This is a genomic window from Flavobacterium sp. AC267, assembly GCF_979258715.1.
This window is the reverse complement of sequence record NZ_OZ409875.1, coordinates 2,582,223-2,600,632: the sequence shown is the minus strand read 5'-3', so window position 1 is coordinate 2,600,632 and position 18,410 is coordinate 2,582,223. Positions and strand designations below refer to the sequence as shown.

At 31.6% G+C, this 18,410-nt stretch carries 20 protein-coding genes and 1 pseudogene; 6 read left to right on the top strand and 15 right to left on the bottom strand.

The window, feature by feature from the left end; translation table 11 throughout:
- Positions 1 to 50: 50 nt before the first annotated feature.
- From ACZZ95_RS13615 to ACZZ95_RS13580, 8 genes are all read right to left on the bottom strand, one after another.
- The gene (locus ACZZ95_RS13615; RefSeq protein ID WP_463469451.1) at positions 51 to 1,466 is read right to left on the bottom strand and encodes an OmpA family protein; all 1,416 of its coding nucleotides are present in this window, start codon (positions 1,464 to 1,466) and stop codon (positions 51 to 53) included.
- A 10-nt stretch (positions 1,467 to 1,476) separates the two neighbouring features.
- Complete coding sequence (locus ACZZ95_RS13610) at positions 1,477 to 2,403, bottom strand: PorP/SprF family type IX secretion system membrane protein (RefSeq protein WP_463469450.1); 927 nt, start codon at positions 2,401 to 2,403, stop codon at positions 1,477 to 1,479.
- Positions 2,404 to 2,415: 12 nt separating this feature from the next.
- Positions 2,416 to 3,516, bottom strand: a complete 1,101-nt coding sequence (locus tag ACZZ95_RS13605; protein WP_463469449.1) for a T9SS type B sorting domain-containing protein — start codon at positions 3,514 to 3,516, stop codon at positions 2,416 to 2,418.
- Positions 3,500 to 4,099 carry a hypothetical protein gene (locus ACZZ95_RS13600; protein WP_463469448.1) on the bottom strand — a complete coding sequence of 200 codons (600 nt, stop codon included), beginning with the start codon at positions 4,097 to 4,099 and terminating at the stop codon, positions 3,500 to 3,502. Before ACZZ95_RS13600 ends, ACZZ95_RS13605 begins: the two co-directional genes overlap by 17 nt.
- A complete protein-coding gene (locus ACZZ95_RS13595) occupies positions 4,035 to 4,295 on the bottom strand; it encodes a hypothetical protein (RefSeq protein WP_463469447.1) in 261 nt (86 codons plus the stop codon). Before ACZZ95_RS13595 ends, ACZZ95_RS13600 begins: the two co-directional genes overlap by 65 nt.
- A 150-nt stretch (positions 4,296 to 4,445) precedes the next feature.
- Positions 4,446 to 5,066 carry a hypothetical protein gene (locus ACZZ95_RS13590; RefSeq protein ID WP_463469446.1) on the bottom strand — a complete coding sequence of 207 codons (621 nt, stop codon included), beginning with the start codon at positions 5,064 to 5,066 and terminating at the stop codon, positions 4,446 to 4,448.
- 146 nt (positions 5,067 to 5,212) lie between these two features.
- On the bottom strand, positions 5,213 to 5,380 hold the full coding sequence (locus ACZZ95_RS13585) for a hypothetical protein (protein ID WP_463469445.1): 168 nt from the start codon (positions 5,378 to 5,380) through the stop codon (positions 5,213 to 5,215).
- 116 nt (positions 5,381 to 5,496) lie between these two features.
- Positions 5,497 to 6,540 (bottom strand): pepsin/retropepsin-like aspartic protease family protein, encoded by a 1,044-nt coding sequence (locus tag ACZZ95_RS13580; RefSeq protein ID WP_463469444.1) that lies wholly within the window; start codon positions 6,538 to 6,540, stop codon positions 5,497 to 5,499.
- Between the two features lie 122 nt (positions 6,541 to 6,662).
- On the opposite strand from ACZZ95_RS13580, the gene ACZZ95_RS13575 reads away from it, so the two are divergent.
- The 6 genes and pseudogenes from ACZZ95_RS13575 to lgt all read left to right on the top strand — a co-directional run bounded on the left by ACZZ95_RS13575 (position 6,663) and on the right by lgt (position 12,212).
- Positions 6,663 to 7,859, top strand: a complete 1,197-nt coding sequence (locus ACZZ95_RS13575) for a pyridoxal phosphate-dependent aminotransferase (protein WP_463469443.1) — start codon at positions 6,663 to 6,665, stop codon at positions 7,857 to 7,859.
- A gap of 203 nt (positions 7,860 to 8,062) precedes the next feature.
- A complete protein-coding gene (gene folE, locus ACZZ95_RS13570; RefSeq protein WP_463469442.1) occupies positions 8,063 to 8,734 on the top strand; it encodes a GTP cyclohydrolase I FolE in 672 nt (223 codons plus the stop codon).
- 95 nt (positions 8,735 to 8,829) lie between these two features.
- Positions 8,830 to 9,195, top strand: a complete 366-nt coding sequence (locus ACZZ95_RS13565) for a four helix bundle protein (protein WP_095953071.1) — start codon at positions 8,830 to 8,832, stop codon at positions 9,193 to 9,195.
- 78 nt (positions 9,196 to 9,273) lie between these two features.
- Positions 9,274 to 10,753 (top strand): annotated as a pseudogene (cysS, locus tag ACZZ95_RS13560) (cysteine--tRNA ligase).
- 99 nt (positions 10,754 to 10,852) lie between these two features.
- On the top strand, positions 10,853 to 11,101 hold the full coding sequence (gene yidD / locus ACZZ95_RS13555) for a membrane protein insertion efficiency factor YidD (RefSeq protein WP_095953069.1): 249 nt from the start codon (positions 10,853 to 10,855) through the stop codon (positions 11,099 to 11,101).
- Between the two features lie 61 nt (positions 11,102 to 11,162).
- Positions 11,163 to 12,212: a prolipoprotein diacylglyceryl transferase gene (gene lgt / locus ACZZ95_RS13550; protein ID WP_463469441.1), complete on the top strand. Its 1,050-nt coding sequence runs from the start codon at positions 11,163 to 11,165 to the stop codon at positions 12,210 to 12,212.
- A gap of 84 nt (positions 12,213 to 12,296) precedes the next feature.
- Here lgt and ACZZ95_RS13545 read toward each other — a convergent pair whose 3' ends face one another.
- From ACZZ95_RS13545 to ACZZ95_RS13515, 7 genes are all read right to left on the bottom strand, one after another.
- A complete protein-coding gene (locus ACZZ95_RS13545) occupies positions 12,297 to 12,530 on the bottom strand; it encodes a hypothetical protein (protein WP_463469440.1) in 234 nt (77 codons plus the stop codon).
- A 226-nt stretch (positions 12,531 to 12,756) separates the two neighbouring features.
- The gene (locus ACZZ95_RS13540; RefSeq protein ID WP_463469439.1) at positions 12,757 to 13,950 is read right to left on the bottom strand and encodes a hypothetical protein; all 1,194 of its coding nucleotides are present in this window, start codon (positions 13,948 to 13,950) and stop codon (positions 12,757 to 12,759) included.
- A 140-nt stretch (positions 13,951 to 14,090) separates the two neighbouring features.
- Positions 14,091 to 14,342 carry a hypothetical protein gene (locus ACZZ95_RS13535; protein ID WP_463469438.1) on the bottom strand — a complete coding sequence of 84 codons (252 nt, stop codon included), beginning with the start codon at positions 14,340 to 14,342 and terminating at the stop codon, positions 14,091 to 14,093.
- Between the two features lie 215 nt (positions 14,343 to 14,557).
- Complete coding sequence (locus tag ACZZ95_RS13530; RefSeq protein WP_463469437.1) at positions 14,558 to 15,754, bottom strand: hypothetical protein; 1,197 nt, start codon at positions 15,752 to 15,754, stop codon at positions 14,558 to 14,560.
- A gap of 10 nt (positions 15,755 to 15,764) precedes the next feature.
- Positions 15,765 to 15,980, bottom strand: a complete 216-nt coding sequence (locus ACZZ95_RS13525; protein ID WP_463469436.1) for a hypothetical protein — start codon at positions 15,978 to 15,980, stop codon at positions 15,765 to 15,767.
- 569 nt (positions 15,981 to 16,549) lie between these two features.
- Positions 16,550 to 17,347: a hypothetical protein gene (locus ACZZ95_RS13520; protein ID WP_463469435.1), complete on the bottom strand. Its 798-nt coding sequence runs from the start codon at positions 17,345 to 17,347 to the stop codon at positions 16,550 to 16,552.
- Positions 17,348 to 17,351: 4 nt separating this feature from the next.
- Positions 17,352 to 18,383, bottom strand: a complete 1,032-nt coding sequence (locus tag ACZZ95_RS13515) for a M23 family metallopeptidase (RefSeq protein ID WP_463469434.1) — start codon at positions 18,381 to 18,383, stop codon at positions 17,352 to 17,354.
- Positions 18,384 to 18,410 lie beyond the last annotated feature (27 nt).

Sequence of the window (18,410 nt, the reverse complement as noted above, 5' to 3'; positions counted from 1 at the left end):
TTTCCTTGAAAGCCGAAACTTTATACGAAGCTTCACAGGCAACTGTAAAACTAAATTTTCCATCTGCGGCTGGTTGTAATCGTATTTAAGGTTTTGTTTTCTGAATCCTGTAAAATTACCATTGCATTTTCCAAAGCGAGTTTTGTATCAACATCTGTAATTATTCCCGCAATAAACTGTTTACAATCTTCTACAATTAAATCTTTGATCTCTTTGAATTGATAAATATCGTCACTTCCTTTTCCTCCATCTCTATTTGAAGCAAAAAAACCTTCTTTGGTATTAGAATCAATGTTAAAAGCAAAATCATCCAGATTTGAGTTTAAAGGCAATCCGATATTAACTGGTTTTGAATATTCATTTCCGTTAATATCAGACACAAAAACATCTAAAGATCCGTAACCTAAATGTCCATCAGAAGAAAAATACAGTTTATTATCTGCCGATGCAAATGGAAATTGTTCTCTTTTATCTGTATTGATTTCTGGACCAAGATTTTTTGGAGTATCAAAAGCTCCTTTATTAACGTTTACTGAATAAATATCAAATGAACCAAGCGAACCCGGCATATCAGACGCAAAATACAATACTTTTTCATCTGCACTTAAAGCTGGATGTTCAACAGAATAGTTTGGACTATTAAACGGAAGCGATGAAACATTTGTCCATTTTCCTTCTACTAATTCTGCTTTAAAGATTTGAAGATTAGAGATTTTCTTATCATCTTTTTTCTTTCTTTTCTTTTTAGAATTGTTTCTAGTGAAATACATTGTTTTACCATCTTTTGTAAAAACAGCATTCGACTCGTGCATTCCCGTTTTTAATTCTTTGGAAAAATAATGAACAATAGAATCTCCTGAATTAATGTTTTTCAGCGGAATCGTAACTAAATTTAAATAGGTTTCGTTGTCCCATTTGTATTTTTTATCAAACCATCCCGGCTTTAATTTAACACCTGCAAAAACTAGATTTTCTTTGTATTTCACAGCTCCAAATTCGGAGTTGGGCGTATTTATTGCCAAATTTTTAATTTCAAAACGTTTTCCTATTGCAGTTACATTTTCTAATGTTTTAACCTCTTTTTCGAAATTAATAACATCATCTGTATTTGCTGATTTGGTATAATATTCTTTTAAAACAGCGTTAGCATCGTCATAACTATTTGTAGCTTTTAATGTCTGTGCATATCTGAAATAATAAGCTCTGTCTAAATTATTGCTGTAGTTTTTTACCAAAAGACGGTAATAGCGTTGTGCCTTAACTAAATCGTTTGTATAGAAATAAGAATCGGCTAAGTTTTTTATAACTTCCTGCGAAGGTTTTTCGTCAGCTAATTTTTGGTATAAAACAATGGCTTCGCTGTAATACGTTTTATCAAAAAATCGTTTTGCTCTTGCCAATTCCTGATCTTGGGCATTTATAAACTGTATTGAAAATACGAATATAATAACGAGTAATCTTTTCATATTTTTCATTTTAAAAGAATCTTGGTGATTTATCAAATCCTTTTCCTAATAAATCTAAATCAAACAACAACATAATTTCGTGTGTTCCTGAATTAAACTGTCCAAAGTTTGTAAGCGTGTAATCATAGGAGTAACCTACCCTTAGTGTCGGTGTAATATTGATATTAAACAACGCGCTTACTGAATCATCAATTCTATATGCTGCACCAAATTCAAACTTTTCGTTGTACAAAACATTTGCAGTAACATCTAATGTTATTGGAGCACCTTTGACAAATTTGGACATAAATGCCGGTTTTAATTTCAACATATCATTGAGCTGAAAAACATAACCTGCGGTTAAAAAAGTATGTATTTCCTCAGAACCAAAAGCATTAACACCTGATTTTTCTTCGATGTATTTCGATTTCAGCAAGTTTGGAACAGATAATCCAACATAAAGATTATCTCTAAAGTAATAAGCTCCAACTCCAATATTGGGTTTGGTTGCATTTATATTTTCAGAAAAAGCAAAATCAGTCTGAGGATCTGTAAAACGGAAACCGTTAAAATTGCTCTGCATGGATGAAAATCCTGCTTTTAAACCTAATGAAAGTTTATTTTGTCCGCCTAATTTTAAAACATAGGCAAAATCTGCATAAACATTATTTTCTTTTTTGGCACCATCTCCAATATCATCTGATATAAATGAGAGTCCTGCTTCTATTTTGTCTGTAATAGCGGTATGCCCGAAAAAGGTAAATGTTTTTGGAGCTCCAACTGCTCCTACCCATTGTGTTCTGTACAGGCCTCCAAAATTCATCATTGCCGGAACGCCAGTCGCATAGGCTGGATTTACGACACTCATATTGTACATATAATGTGTATATTCTGGATCCTGCTGTGCAGAAGTCGCTATATAAAAGAGGAAATTTATAAGGAGTATTATTTTTTTCATTTGAAAAATATATTAAAAATATAAAAAGAGATTTATCGATTTAAATAAAGACGGCCTTCTTTGCGGCGGTTTATTATCTTTATTAAAATGAAGCACATAAAAATAAACTCCGTTGGGTGCGACTCCGCCAGCGAGGTCGCTCTTTTCATAATTCATTCCGTCCCAGGCTGGTTTATTTTTATCTCCTTTATACATTCCATTTCCGTATCTGTTATAAATTTCAAGTGTATAATTTGGGTATAAAAACTCAATATCTTTTATTACAAATGAATCGTTTACACCGTCTCCATTTGGAGAAAATCCATCGGGAACAAAAAAGTTATTGGGTATATTATCACATTCTGTTAGTGTAACTGTGACTTCAATATATTCTGTAGAGAAACAATCTGTACTTGGAAAATTAAACCCGTAATATCTGCCTTGTTCCATTAAAGGAGTTGTGGCAGATAATAAATTTCCATTGTCAGGAGCATCATACCAAACTACTGTTTGAGGAATATTTGTATTATTTGATAAATCTGCAATAGTCGGATTATTTAGTCCGCAGAAATTCTGCCCATCAGAGTTTAATATCGGAGCAGGTGAATCATTTATTGTCACTACAACCGTTGTTGCTTCTGAAGTACAACCTGCAGGAGAAGTTTCTTTTACATAATAATTACCTGATTCTAAAATTAAAGTACTTGCTAAAGGTGTAGTTGATGTTGGTGAACTATACCATTTATATTGATTTCCATTTGGAACTAAATTAGCAACTGCTGCTTCATCAACTTTACAAAAAGACTGCGGATTTACAGTTGGCGCAACTGGTATTGGATGTGTAATAAAACTATCCAAAACGTTGCTTAAATTACTATCGCGACCCGTAATATTGTTCTGTAAATTTGTCAATGAAATAATGGTAGAACCTGTATTTAAAAGTAAATTCGCAGGAATCTGAAATTCTGCTTTTCCGTTAACTGCTGTCAAGGTAATTGTTTCTGAGGCCAGATTATCTCCAAGAAGCATGTATGTAATGGTAACATCTGTAAGGTTTCCTAATCCCGAAATTGTAGCTGTAACTGGATCATTTAAACAACGATCATTTACCACTACACTAACCGTTGCAAGCATCTGGCGACCTATTTATAATTAAATTTCCTCTAACATTGGCTGTATTTGTACAACCTGTTACGGTGTTTGTAATGTTTGTAATTGTTATAGTTGAAGCCCCACTAGTTCTATTTAAGTTTCCTGGAATTGTAAAATTAGCCTCGCCTCCTAATACATTTATATTTACTATTTGTCCCAATGCAAAATTATCTCCCGTAACATTATAAGAAATATTATAATTGCCATCTGGCAGTAAAGAAGCATTTGTTAAATGTGCTTGAGCATCTTTATTCTGACATGTTGGATCAAATGTCAACACAGATCCATCTAAAACGGGAATAGCATGAACCTCAAGAACGTCAGATAAATTATTAATAATATTTGCACAAGCTCTTCTACTTGAAGTTGCTATAATATTTGTAATGGTTAAAGTAAATTTTCCCACTTGTCTAAAATAAGAAGACGAAACCGGAAAATTAAGAACTCCATTTACAAAACTAGAAGTAATTGTTTGATTGCCTCCATTTGGTCCTGAAACATTAAATGTTACTTGATATTCTCCGTTCGGAATAGACTGAGCTCCCTGCGTTAAAGTTGCGAGCATAAACTGCTGTTGGAATTTCTGGTTCGCAAATATCTTTAATTACGTCTATTTTTGCGCCTGTAAAATCAAGTCGCCTTTCGATTGTAATTTTAACAGTTGCGGTTTTATCAGGACAAACTTTATTATTAGGAGTAGCATAAACGGTATAACCATACTCATATTCTCCTGGACCTCTTGCATTGTATAATTCTTCCAAATTAACATTATGATCTGTTGGAGAAGTGATTCCAGGTCCGCTCCACTCCCCTCCTTTATCTTGGCCGGAAAGTCTGGTGTTTAAATCTAAATCTGTATAAGAAGAAATCTCTGTATCGGCACAAATTAATAAATCACTTGGCCTTCCTTCTCATGGCGCTCTAACAACAGTTATAATTACTGTCGAAGAAGGCGAAGCGACAGAACAGGCAAGTACAGGCGGAACCGTGTAAGTATATTGGTAAACTCCATTTTTCTCAAATATAGGAACAGAAGATTCTGGTAAAGGCTGTCCAGAACTATCATACCAAGTTCCATTAGTATGCGGCGCCATAACGGTACCGTTGAAAGCGGTAAAAAGATTAAAAGTTCCTTCGTCGCCGCACACCGTTGCATAAGGAGCTGGTACACCTGCGTAGGCACCAATTCTTACGGTTACTGTTGCAGTATTGTTTGTACATCCTGTCGCGACTGGGGCTGTATAAGTGTAGACATAAGTTCCTCCGCGACTTATAACCTGTGCATTCAATATTCCATTTACAGCGTCTAATCCACGTGGATTTGTGTTAGCCGTCCATGTTCCTCCTGGCACTGGTGTTCCTCCTAACAAAGAAAACAAAGAAATAGACTGATTTACTGGATCTGAAATGTTGGTACATAAATCTAATTGTGCATTGGATCCAGCGCACTGAGCAGAAATTTTTGTGGGTAAAACCAATAAAAAAGTAAAAACAAATATAATTTGTAAGAAATTAAAGTAGTTTTTGGCCATAGATTAAATTTTTGTTAAACATAATAAAATATCTAAGCATAAAACTAATTTTAACAAACGTTTTTTCACAAAAAATAAAAATTATTTAAATATATTAGTAAAAAAGATAATTTTCATTTAAACAAAAAAATAGCAATTATTTTATTCTAAAGCTCATCTTCAAGTTTAAATCTGAATTTTAGTACAACACTGTTACGTTCTACATCCAGAGTTATCCAAACGTCTTCTTCAGATTTTAAAAGATTATTTATCTGCTGTAATGTATATCTGTATGGTTGAGTTCTATTGATACTTACAATGATATCGCCTTTCATTAGACCGCTTTTTTCTGCTTGCAGAATTTTTGCGGACATTCACAATTTCGTAAACTGGTTTTAGAGCAAATTTATACTTAAAATTATTATTGTTTTTATCCTTATCCTGCAGATCTTCAACTGTAGTAGAAACTCGTACCATTTCTAAACGAACTGTTTCCTGTACCCATTGAAGGCCATGATGCTTGCACAGTAATACCACTTTTATTATAGGTAAAAGGTTCTGAAAATTTACTGTTTTTCTTCAAATACATTTTTTTATCTGTATAATCAAAAACTACCGTAAAGCGTTTCAGAATTTCGCCTCCAATAGAGCCAATACGCCCTGGTACCATCTTCACGTTGCGAATAGAAATTGAATCTGGAAAAGAAACAATAGGTTTTTTAAATTCAAATTCATCAATGGCAAACTTGTCTATTTTAGCTCGATGTCCTTCAATATCTCCGCTAAATCCTTTTCCAAGAAAATCAGGAAAATTTTTAGTTGGAAGTTTGATATTATTATTTTCGAATATCCAAAAGGCATCACTGTTTCCCACATCTATTAGTAGTTTTGCTGGAATTTCAACATTATTTACAGTCGCAGTAGTTACCAAATATGGTTTTGATCTTTCAATAGTTATTGGGATCATTTTATATTTGGAATCCATTTTTTGCTGAAATTTATTGGATCTCGAATGAACTATGATTTTCTTTTTTTGATAATTAATTTCAACAAAATTATTTTTAAAGAATTTATGCCCAATAATTCCATTTACGGGAATTCCGATATGAGAAGACAAATTAAAACTTTGATCTAAAATAATAAATACCAAATGATCATTAGACTTTAACCCATGAGTTTCTAAGACATTTTTTGTCGATTTTAGTCCTTCAATCTCGTCTTCGCTTCCGAGTCCTCTAAGTTTTATTTTTTCGATATTGTTAAAACTAACTTCCTGTTTGTCTTCCATACTAAACAAAATAGTTTCTTCAACCCCTGAGTCGAGCAGAAAGTTAAGTTCGATTCCGTTTACTTTTATCGGAATAAAGACCAAATTATTAATTAGTTTAAAAGGTATTACAGCCTTAGAAGAATTGTTTTGTAAAAAAAAACCGCCCTGTCCAAAAAGTAAAAAAGGTAAGAATAACCCAAAAAACAATACTATATATTTTTTCATTGACAATTTTTATTATAAAATTAGTAAATATATCTATAATTGTTACATTTCTCGAACTACCTGTATTGTTTACGTTAAATTCGAAAAAAAAATGCAAATTTGCACTTCAATAATTTATACTCATGCCAACAATTTCACACAAAGGCAGAAACATGCCTGAATCACCGATACGAAAGCTGGCTCCTTTTGCAGATTTAGCAAAGCAAAAGGGACACAAGGTGTATCATTTAAACATTGGTCAACCGGATATCAAGACACCCGAAGTGGCCATCGAGGCGGTAAAAAATATTGATTTAACTCTTATAGAATACAGTCCGTCTGCCGGATATGAAAGCTATAGAAAAAAATTAGCTCAATTTTACCAGCGCCAAAATGTAAACGTTAACACAGAAGACATCATTGTAACTACTGGTGGTTCTGAAGCCTTACTTTTTGCACTGGCCACAATTACAGATCCTGGAGATGAAATTATCATTCCAGAACCTTTTTATGCTAATTATCATGCGTTTGCATCATCAACTAGTGCAACTGTAGTGCCTCTTGTTTCGACAATCGAAACGGCATTTGCTCTGCCAAGTATCGAAGAGGTAGAAAAATTAATTACTCCAAAAACAAAAGCCATTCTGATTTGCAACCCTGGAAATCCGACTGGATATTTATATTCTGAAGAAGAAATTAAACAATTGGCCGGTTTGATCAAAAAGCATGATCTGTACCTAATTGCCGATGAAGTATATCGTGAATTTTTATACGATGGAGATGAAACACATTTTTCTGTGATGAATCTTGAAGATGTGCGACAAAATGTAATAATGGTCGATTCTGTTTCTAAACGCTACAGTATGTGCGGTGCAAGAATTGGCTGTCTGGTTACTAAAAATAAAGATGTTTTGGCAACGGTAATGAAATTTGCCCAAGCACGTTTGAGTCCGCCAACAATTGAACAAATTGCCTGCGAAGCGGCAATAGACACGCCTCAAAGTTATTTTGATGAAGTAATCTCTGAATACAAAGAGCGTCGCGACACGCTGATTGCCGAATTAAATAAAATTGACGGTGTTATTGTAACCAAACCAAAAGGTGCTTTTTATTGTATTGTCCAGCTTCCAATAAAAGATTCCGATGATTTTGCACAATGGCTTTTAGAAAGTTATAATCTAAATGGTGAAACTGTAATGATCGCTCCTGCCAAAGGTTTCTATTCTACTCCTGGTATGGGATTAAATCAGGTTCGTATTGCGTATGTTTTAAATAAGAAAGATTTAATTACAGCTGTTACTATTTTAAAGGAGGCTTTAGTGGTTTATAACAATAGATAATCAAGTCATTATAAGTAGAATTTCAAAAGACAATAACATTTTCGTTATTGTCTTTTGTGTTTTAAATTAGAACTATTTCGTCGCTAATTTAAATTATATCCAAAAAGCAACAATTAAATCGTAAAAACGATAGAAAAGGTTTCCTATTTATTAATTATCTTTACCGCCTTAAAAAGATATACCCATTATAATAGTAGTTTTTAATGATAAATAACGAAGATTTTTTAGACGAAATTGGTGACAGTCATTTCAGCAGTAATGCTCAAAACCCTTTAAGAGCGGACGCTTTTGACATAACTGATGAAGAAAAAATAGAAAAAATAAAAAAAGATGTTGAAAGCATTCTGCAGACTCTTGGAATGGATTTAACAGATGACAGCATAAAAGGTACTCCAAACCGAGTAGCAAAAATGTTTGTAAAAGAGATTTTTGGTGGTCTTAATCCTGCAAAACAGCCAAAAGCTTCAACTTTCGACAACAATTACAAATACGGTGAAATGCTTGTAGAAAAAAACATTACTGTTTATTCTACTTGCGAACACCATTTACTGCCAATTATCGGGCGCGCTCATGTGGCTTATATTTCAAGCGGAAGAGTTATTGGTTTATCAAAAATGAACCGTATTGTTGAATATTATGCTAAAAGACCTCAAGTTCAAGAGCGTTTAACTATGCAGATTGTTCAGGAACTTCAAAAAGCTTTAGGAACAGAAGATGTTGCCTGCGTGATCGATGCTAAACACCTTTGTGTAAATTCTCGCGGAATTAAAGACATCGAAAGCAGTACTGTAACTTCTGAATTCGGCGGAAAATTCAAAGATCCTCAAACGAAAAGAGAATTTCTTGATTACATTAAACTAGAAACACAGTTTTAGGTTAATCGGTAAATCGTTAATTTGTTTAATCGCTTTGTCAAAGGTATAATTTCCGATTAAACGATTAAACAAATCAACAGTTAAAACAGAAAAGAATGTATGTTTTTTCATTTGAAAAGTTAGAAGTCTGGCAAAATGCACGAATGTTTATTTTGGATATTTATAAATTAACTACTAAATTCCCATCAAATGAGCTGTTCGGAATAACTTCTCAAATAAAAAGAAGTTCATCGTCTATTGCTACCAATATTGCCGAAGGAACTTCGAGAAATACGAATAAGGATAAAGCGCATTTTTTAACGATATCGTATTCATCAGCAATGGAAACTCTGAATCATTTGATTATTTCTAAAGATTTAAATTACGTTTCTGAAACAGAGTATGTAGAATCTCGTGAAAAAATTGAAAAAATATGCAATCAGATAAACAGTTTAAAAAAATACTATCTTTCTAAAGAATAATAGAAATTAATTAAAACGATCAAACGTTTACAGCGATTAAACAAATCAACAGTTAAACGATTAAACATTAAAAACAATATGCCACTATACAGCAGTCAACCCTTAAAAATATACAATTCACTTTCGGGTGAAAAAGAAGATTTCAAACCAATCCATGATGGAAATGTTGGAATGTATGTTTGCGGACCTACCGTATATAGTAATGTTCACTTAGGAAATGTTAGAACTTTTATGTCTTTTGATGTTATTTTCAGGTATTTTCTTCATTTGGATTATAAAGTGCGCTATGTTCGAAATATTACCGATGTAGGACATATTGTAGATGATGTTGATGAAGGTGAAGATAAAATTGCTAAAAAAGCTCGATTGGAACAATTAGAGCCAATGGAAGTTGTACAGCGTTATACTGTTGATTTCCATACCATTCTAAAAGCATTCAACTTTTTACCGCCAAGCATTGAACCAACGGCAACTGGACATATTATTGAACAAATTGAAATTATCAAAAAAATTATTGATACCGGAATTGGTTATGTTGCCAACGGATCTGTATATTTTGATGTTGTAAAATATAACGAAACTAATAATTACGGTATTTTAAGCGGTCGAAATATCGACGATATGCTGGCTAATACCCGTGATTTAGACGGTCAGTCTGATAAAAGAAATCCTCAGGATTTTGCACTTTGGAAAAAAGCAGAACCAGAACATATCATGAGATGGCCTTCACCCTGGAGCGATGGTTTCCCTGGATGGCATCTTGAATGTACTGCAATGAGTACAAAATATCTTGGAAATCATTTTGATATTCACGGAGGCGGAATGGATTTAAAATTCCCGCATCACGAATGCGAAATTGCACAAAATGAAGCATGCACAGGACAATCTCCAGTAAATTACTGGATGCATGCCAATATGCTGACTTTAAACGGAAAGAAAATGGCTAAGTCGACTGGAAATAATATTTTACCAGGCGAAATTCTTAGCGGAGAAAATACTATTTTAAGTAAACCATTTTCAGCTTCGGTGACTCGCTTCTTTATGCTTGCAGGCACATTACAGAAGTATTTTAGATTTCTCTGATGATGCAATTGTTCTCGCCGAAAAGGGATACAAAAGATTGATGGAAGCGGTAGATGCTTTACCAAATATTACAACTGGAAGCACAAGTTCTATAGATTTTGCATCTTGGAAACAGCTGTGCTACGATGCAATGAATGATGACTTTAACACACCTATTTTAATTGCACAGCTATTTGAAGCTGTACGCTATATTAATTTATTAAAAGACGGTAAAGAAACTATTTCAGCGACTGATTTAGCAGATTTCACTGCGACCGTAAATGCTTTTATATTTGATGTTTTAGGACTTATTGATGAAAAAAGCGCAGACGGTGATGATAAATTAGAAGGAGTTGTGAATATGCTTATCGGAATGAGAAATCAAGCCAGAGCAGATAAAAACTTTGCACTTTCAGATCAGATTCGAGACCAATTAATTGCTTTAGGAATACAACTTAAAGACGGTAAAGAAGGAACTTCATTTAGTATTCAGTAAAAAAAGAGTTCAGTATTTCGCTTTTTAGTGTTTCGTTACACCAAAGTTTAGATAAGAATACTGAAAACTAAATAACAGAACACTGAACACTAAAAAAATATGTTATCCAAAATTCTAATATATCCGTTTGTACTATTGGTGCGTTTTTATCAAACGGCAATTTCTCCGTTTACTCCGGCATCTTGCAGATTTGAACCTACTTGTTCCAGTTATATGATTCAGGCATTGCAGACTCACGGATTATTTTACGGCGGTTTTTTAGGAACAAAGCGTATTTTAAGCTGTCATCCTTGGGGACGAAGCGGTTACGATCCTGTACCAGAAAAGAAATGTGATCATAAACATTAACCTTTTATAAAGCGGTACTTTACATTAAATATTTATTTTTACAATATATAAAACAATTTACATGACACACGCCTTAAATTTTGTTTGGAATCCTTCAGAGGGAATCAATTTAGGATTTTTTATGATTCGTTATTACAGCTTAATGTTTGTAATTGCTTTTCTTTTGGGATGGTTTCTAATGAAGAAGATCTTCGAAAGAGAAAATGAATCACTAGAAAAATTAGATTCTTTATTTGTTTGGACAGTTCTTGCAACTTTGATTGGCGCGCGTTTAGGCCATGTTTTATTTTACGATTGGGAATATTTCAGAAATCATTTACTTGAGATTTTTCTTCCTTTTAGATTTGACCCAAAATTTGAATTTACAGGTTTTCAAGGATTAGCAAGTCACGGTGTCGCAATTTCTATTATTGTAGCGATGTATTTTTACAGCAAAAAAATCCTAAAACGATCGCTTTTATGGATTTTAGACAGAATTGTAATTCCTGTTGCCAGTGGAGCTATTTTTGTTCGCTTGGGAAATTTCTTCAATTCTGAAATCATTGGTAATGAAACCACATCTGCATTTGGAATTCGTTTTTTACACGATAAATTCAGCAAAAACGAAGCAGTACAAAAAACTGGAATTGCAGATCCAATTGAGGCTTATAAAGCAATTGCGACAAACCCAAAATTTGCAAATTTATTAGCCGAAGTTCCTGCAAGACATCCAGCACAATTATACGAGGGATTCTCTTATATTTTTGTATTTGCTATTTTATATTTCTTATACTGGAAAACAAATACAAGACTTAAATCTGGTTTCTTATTCGGATTGTTTTTAGTTCTTTTATTCGTAGTTCGTTTTATTGTGGAATTTGTAAAACAAAGCCAAGGCGGAATAGAAGAAGATTTAGGTTATTTCTCTACAGGTCAATGGTTAAGTATTCCATTTATTATTATTGGTCTTTTCTTTATCATAAGAGCACAAAGAAATCCTCTTGCGAGCATCATAAAATTATATCACATTATAACAAACGCCCATTATCTGAGATATTGGGCGTTTTCTTTTTTAGAGCTGATACGAAACTCCGAACTCAATATTCTTGATATTTATTATAGCCAACAGTAAAACCAAGTGCAAAAATATCTGCAAAAGCAAAGCCCTCAATCTCCAAAAAGAATGAGGGTTTTAATTTTTTAAAAAGAACAAACCTTACTCCAATTCCAGATAGGGATTTAAAATTTCAGCTAATTCATTCAGCCAATAAAAGCTATCTCCAAGTCTGAAAAGTTTAGATGGAACATTTTCTTGTTCGTTCATCGCGCCTAGAGCGAGGGTTAGATTTACATATCTTATGGCTTTCGCCATATCGAGTGGGTCAATTCTGTCGTTGAAGAAATTCATCAGCCTGATTTCGGCTTCTTTTGAAAGGGTTTTGGTACTCATAACTCTGTAATTTAGGAAATATAAAACCCGTGTAGCTAAGGTGTCCTACGCTTACAGAAGCGTTACGGTTGTTTCCAATGCCGCCACCATACCACACGGGCAAGAAGTTTTTTAAGTATCATATTCTGTAATTTAGGAAGTGCAAATATATTAAAAAGACTAAACTTTTATAAGTAGGAAAAGTAATCTTTTTTTTGTTTAAATTAGTTTTTAAAACCCCTTCATTTTACATTGGCAAACCAATGCCACCATTTTTAGTTTGTTCAAATAATTCTTTAAAATCTGGAATATTGTAATAGTTGTTTTTTCTAAATTCGTCTTCGTATTTCTTCTCATTTAATTTTGGAAAAAAGGTATAAACATCGCCTTGTTCAACACTTTGTGTAAATCGTGTTGCATAATAGCAATAGAGCGCGTAGATTTTTGCTGTCTCGCTGAAATTAGCATCATCAACTTTTGGTAGTTCTGTTTTTAATCTCAAATACATAATGTATTTTTCTTTAGTTCTCTCATCTGCTTTAGTCATTACTTCAAAAATCTCTTTATGAAAAATATATTTGTTACCGCAAGTTTTGGTAAAAAGCAATTTATCAAATTCCTCATCATTTAGATTTCTGTCTAAAACCCACTTTAATAAATCTTTATCTTGAACATAACCGAAAACTTTTACAAGTGATTCTAAAAAATATTCGTCGTTAAATTTTAGCCATACCAAACTTGCTTTGTTATCGTTGAAAAGGTATTTGTTGCGATTTATAAGTATCTTGATATTTTTTTCTCTTGTTTGAGCTAAATATTGTAAATCATCTTTCCATTGAGAAGCTTTTGTTTTTACATTCTCTATCTTATCTTCAATAATGATGTCCTCTTTTTCAAATTTTGAAACATCAGGAAACAGTTTTAAATAATCAATTATTGTCGGAAGAGCGTAAAAGTTAGTAATGAATTTACCTTTTACGACATATAAGTATTGTGCATCAGCAGTATAAGGGTAGTACTGCAAACTTTTATCGCATTTATTCTCAGCAAATGTTTCAATCTTTAAATATTCATTTATAGAATGATCATCCATTATTCTTCCAAATACTTTTTTTACAATGCCATTGAAATTCTTGTTATCTACTATTTTGTAGCCATTTGATTTTAAAATTGATTGAGCAACTATAACTAAAGCATCTAGATCATTTTTATTGTAATCTTGAAAACTACCATACACTTCATCATTTCCAGAATCAACTTGCTTTATTAAAATTGATTTTACTTTAATATTTGTATTATCATTATAAAACATGATCTCACTAGATGTTTTGTTATAATTTTGAATATTTTCTTCTTTTTCCTCGTTTGACTTGTCCTTTTTTTCTTTCGAACAACTTGGCAATAAAATTATCAAGGCAATTAATGATATTATTTTTGTCATATTTTATTTTTTCTACACTACCTTTTTTTGATTTTACAAGAATCAAAAAAAATTAAAATAGTGTAATATTTTTTTATTAAAATTTAATTCAATTGGATTATCAGGATCTGCTGTAGTTTGTATAATTACTTTCATTTGGATTAAATGATAGCCATGCAATTGTACTTTGAATTACCTGCTTTTTGTTTAGGATTATCAGATAAATTATTTTCTATATACACATGAATAATAATATTATCATCTTCAATTCGATCAATTTCTGTCAAAAAAACACCTTTGTGGTCACTATTATATCCAGTTTCTTTGAAATATTCCTTAATTTTCTCTTTCAATGGACTATCTTCCTCTTTTACACCTTTATAATTTTCGTATTCTTCCCAAGCAATTTTCATCCAAGGAGCTATTGATGCATTCTTTTGTTCTTTTTTCTCTTCTTCCGCATTCTCACATACCCCATTAAATAGATAGTTTGCTCCAGGATTATAATGTTCTTTTTTTATTCTAAAATAACATCAGCCACAGTGGTTTTTCCGTTTATAAATCCTCTAGCTGGCACGAGCGTCTCGCTCGTAAGTGGTTTTTAAATTGAAAGCAATAAGTTTAGCTTTTACATAGGCAATCCAATACCACCATTTTTAGTTTTTTCGAATAATTCTTTAAAATCTGGAATATTGTAATAGTTGTTTTTTCTAAATTCGTCTTCGTACTTTTTCTCATTTAATTTTGGAAAAAAGGTATAAACATCGCCTTGTTCAACACTTTGTGTAAATCGTGTTGCATAATAACAATAGAGCGCGTAGATTTTTGCTGTCTCGCTGAAATTAGCATCATCAACTTTTGGAAGTTCTGTTTTTCCTCTCAAATACATAATGTATTTTTCTTTGGTTCTCTCATTTGCTTTAGTCATTACTTCAAAAATCTCTTTATGAAAAATGTATTTGTTATCGCAGGTTTTGGTAAAAAGCACTTTATCAAATTCCTCATCATTTAGATTTCTGTCTAAAACCCATTTAAGTAAATCTTTGTCTTGGACGTAACCGAAAACTTTTACAAGTGATTCTAAAAAATATTCGTCGTTAAATTTTAGCCAAACTAAACTTGCTTTGTTGCCGTTGAATAGATATTTGTTGCGTGAAATGATTAATAATTTATTAAAATCTCGGGCTCTTGATAAGTTATACTCATCTTTTCTTGCTTCAAATTCCATCCATTTTTCAATTCCTACTTTCATCCTAAGTTCATCATTATACCATTCAGAAGGATATTTTTTTTCTAACTGAGCAATATTTGGAAATTTTTCTTGATAATTAATTAGCTCTGGTAAGTAAAAAAAATCGGTGATAAAAATTTTTTTTATTATATAAGTCCCATTAAAATTAACACCGTCATTGGATTGATTACAGAATTCATTGTCACAATTATTATAATAATTAATATATAAATACTTTTTTAAGGAATTAGGATTGATTAATCTTCTGAAAATTTTATTTATTTTATTATTAAAGTCAATATCACTTGGTGTTTTATAACCATTAGATTTTAATATTTCTGATATGACTACTGTACATGTATTTAATTCATCTATACTAAAAGAATGTTTCAAAGTTTCACTAACACTATTTCCATCATCATCTAAAGCATATTGTGATGCACCTTCTTTAAGTTGTTTTTCTAAAATGTCATTCATCGTTTTTAATTTTGTTTCTTGTAATGGATAATTTTCTTTACTTTGAATTTCTTGCTTATTTTCTTTATTACACGATTGAAATAAAGAAAATACAAGTAGAACAATCACTACTCTCATATATAGTTTTTTATCTGGTAGATTTAAAATCATTTTCTGTTTCGACATCATATTTGGGAAGTTTCTTTTCTTTTTCGGAAATTTCATAATCTTTAGGTTTTGTGATAGCTTTAATTTGATTGCTTGTTTTTATTATTGAAGAAAAAGAAATAACCTGAGTCCCTGATTTATCTCCTTCCCAACCAGTTTGATTTCCTCCAAGATATACATATTTTGTACCGTCCATATTTTCTCCAATTATAATAGCAACATGAGACCAAGAAAATACAATGATCGCACCTACAAATGGTTCGCAACTTTCACCTTTAGACTAATTTGAAGAAGTCCAACCAAATGCGTACGCAATAAGTTTAGCTTTTACATAGGTAAACCAATGCCACCATTTTTAGTTTCTTCGAATAATTCTTTAAAATCTGGAATATTGTAATAGTTGTTTTTTCTAAATTCCTCTTCGTATTTCTTCTCATTTAATTTTGGAAAAAAAGTATAAACGTCTCCTCATTCAATACTTTGAGTAAATTTTGTAACATATAACAGTAAAGAGCGTAAATTTTTGCTGTCTCACTAAAATTAGCATCATCAACTTTTGGAAGTTCTGTTTTTCCTCTCAAATACACCCTTTTAGAAAATCTTCTGTAACATTATCAAAAATTACTATTCCAAAATCTTTTTCTCCCTAGATTTTGCTAGTTGTTTTTTTACTGGGATTTTTCTACTAGGATGTGTTTTAATAAATTTATGTAAAAAAGATATTGCGAGATTTTTGTTTGTTTTTTGAATGTAGTTTTTCAATATCTAATCTGCATAATAAACAATATGTCTTAAAATATTATCTCCTTTTTTTTCAATAATTACCTCAGTAACACCTCCATCATAATTGAATAATATTTCAATCCGATTTTTTGCGACCCTATATTCGATATTAATTAAACCATTTTTGTTAATTTTTAAGAATATATTTTTTTTAGGAATTGAACTTAAAAGATATTTAGAATCGTCAACATTTTCATTTTTAATAATATCTACATATACATTTTGAATGTTTGTATTTCTCAGAATGCATTCTTCACCCTTACCCATTTCTACAGTTATATTTTTACATTCTTTTTCTGTATCCTCATCTTCGACTAGTTCATTACTTTTCTTCCTTTTTGGAATATTGCAGAGGGAATAAATAGATGATATGTCTTTAGTTTTATAATTTACTTTGATAGGATTTTCTGGATCAGCGGTTACATTAAATAATTTTTCTTCATTCGGCAAAAATAAAAGCCAAGCTATAACACTTTCAACTATTTGCTTTTGTTTGGGATCATCTGACAGATTATTTTCAACGTACACTTTAACAGTTATAGAATCATTCTTAACATCTTCAACTCTTACGAAATAATTTTTGTAGTCATACAATTTTAGATCGCTTGATGCAATAATATTGTATATGATGTCGTCACAGGATATCTTTTTCTTATTTTCTAATGATTTATTATTTAGCTTTTGTTGTTCAAAAGTGTTTTTTGGTTGATAGATTCTTGATTCTTTTTTACAACTAATAGCTATAAAAACAATGACTAAATAAATTAAGCTATTCTTCATATTGTTAAAATTGATTTACTATTCTTGGGATTGCAGTCTTTATATCGTTTTTATAATTTTCTTGGATTTTTTTATCAGTCGAATGCCATCTGCCTACATTTCCATCATGGCGATTAATAAAATCTACTATATACATCATACCAGCCTCGACTGATGGAAATTTGATATATTTTTTCTTGTTTTTTGTATCTTGATCATTACCACCAGCTCCGCTTTTTCCCTTATTTTCAAATGATTGCCAAATTCCTACTGGGGTATATTCCGGATTCTTTTTATATAAAGAACCATCCCAGCCATAGTTTGGTGCAGGACTATTGCCCGAAACTTCCATTCCTGGAGAACCACATATTATATATTGATCTGATTTAAAATGTTTGCCCTCCCAACGATAAATACTCTCTATCGTTTTTGCCATATCTCTTCCAAATAAATCATAGATTTTCATTAATGCTAGTCTTGCATCATGTTCCGTAAATTCCCTAGTCTCATTTTTACTAATTTCCGCCTTAGTTCCAAAAGAATTATTATAACCTTCTTGCAATATTGCGAAGGAATCTATTAAATCAGATCTACGGTTAAATGGTTTAGAAATATCAGAAAGAGGATTTTTATTTAAGTCAAATTTTAGTGATCCACTAAAATATTCAAAATGTAACATAAAAACAGTTACATTATTGATTTCCATTAATGGAACAAATTTCTTTTTGTTTTTTAAATACTTTAATAATTTTCCTGTTTCTCCAAGTTTTTGCTTTTGTGTCACTTTATCACCTATTTTTACTAAAATACTTTTTGTATCTAATTCTCCATATCGAATAATGAAGTCTCGACCATCTTTTAAAGTATGCCTAATAGTAACTTGATCAGTTTCACAATAAAATGATTTAACATCCAGTACTAAACCATCTGCGATAGCAACAACTGTTTCTAAAGAATTGGTATACAAATCTCGTCCAGCATGTTTCCTTTTGCCATTGTCTCTATTAGAATTAAAAGTTGTCATGTTAGCACCTTGTTTAGATGCCCAATTTCTCATTTTTCCCCATTTATTTTCTAGATCATT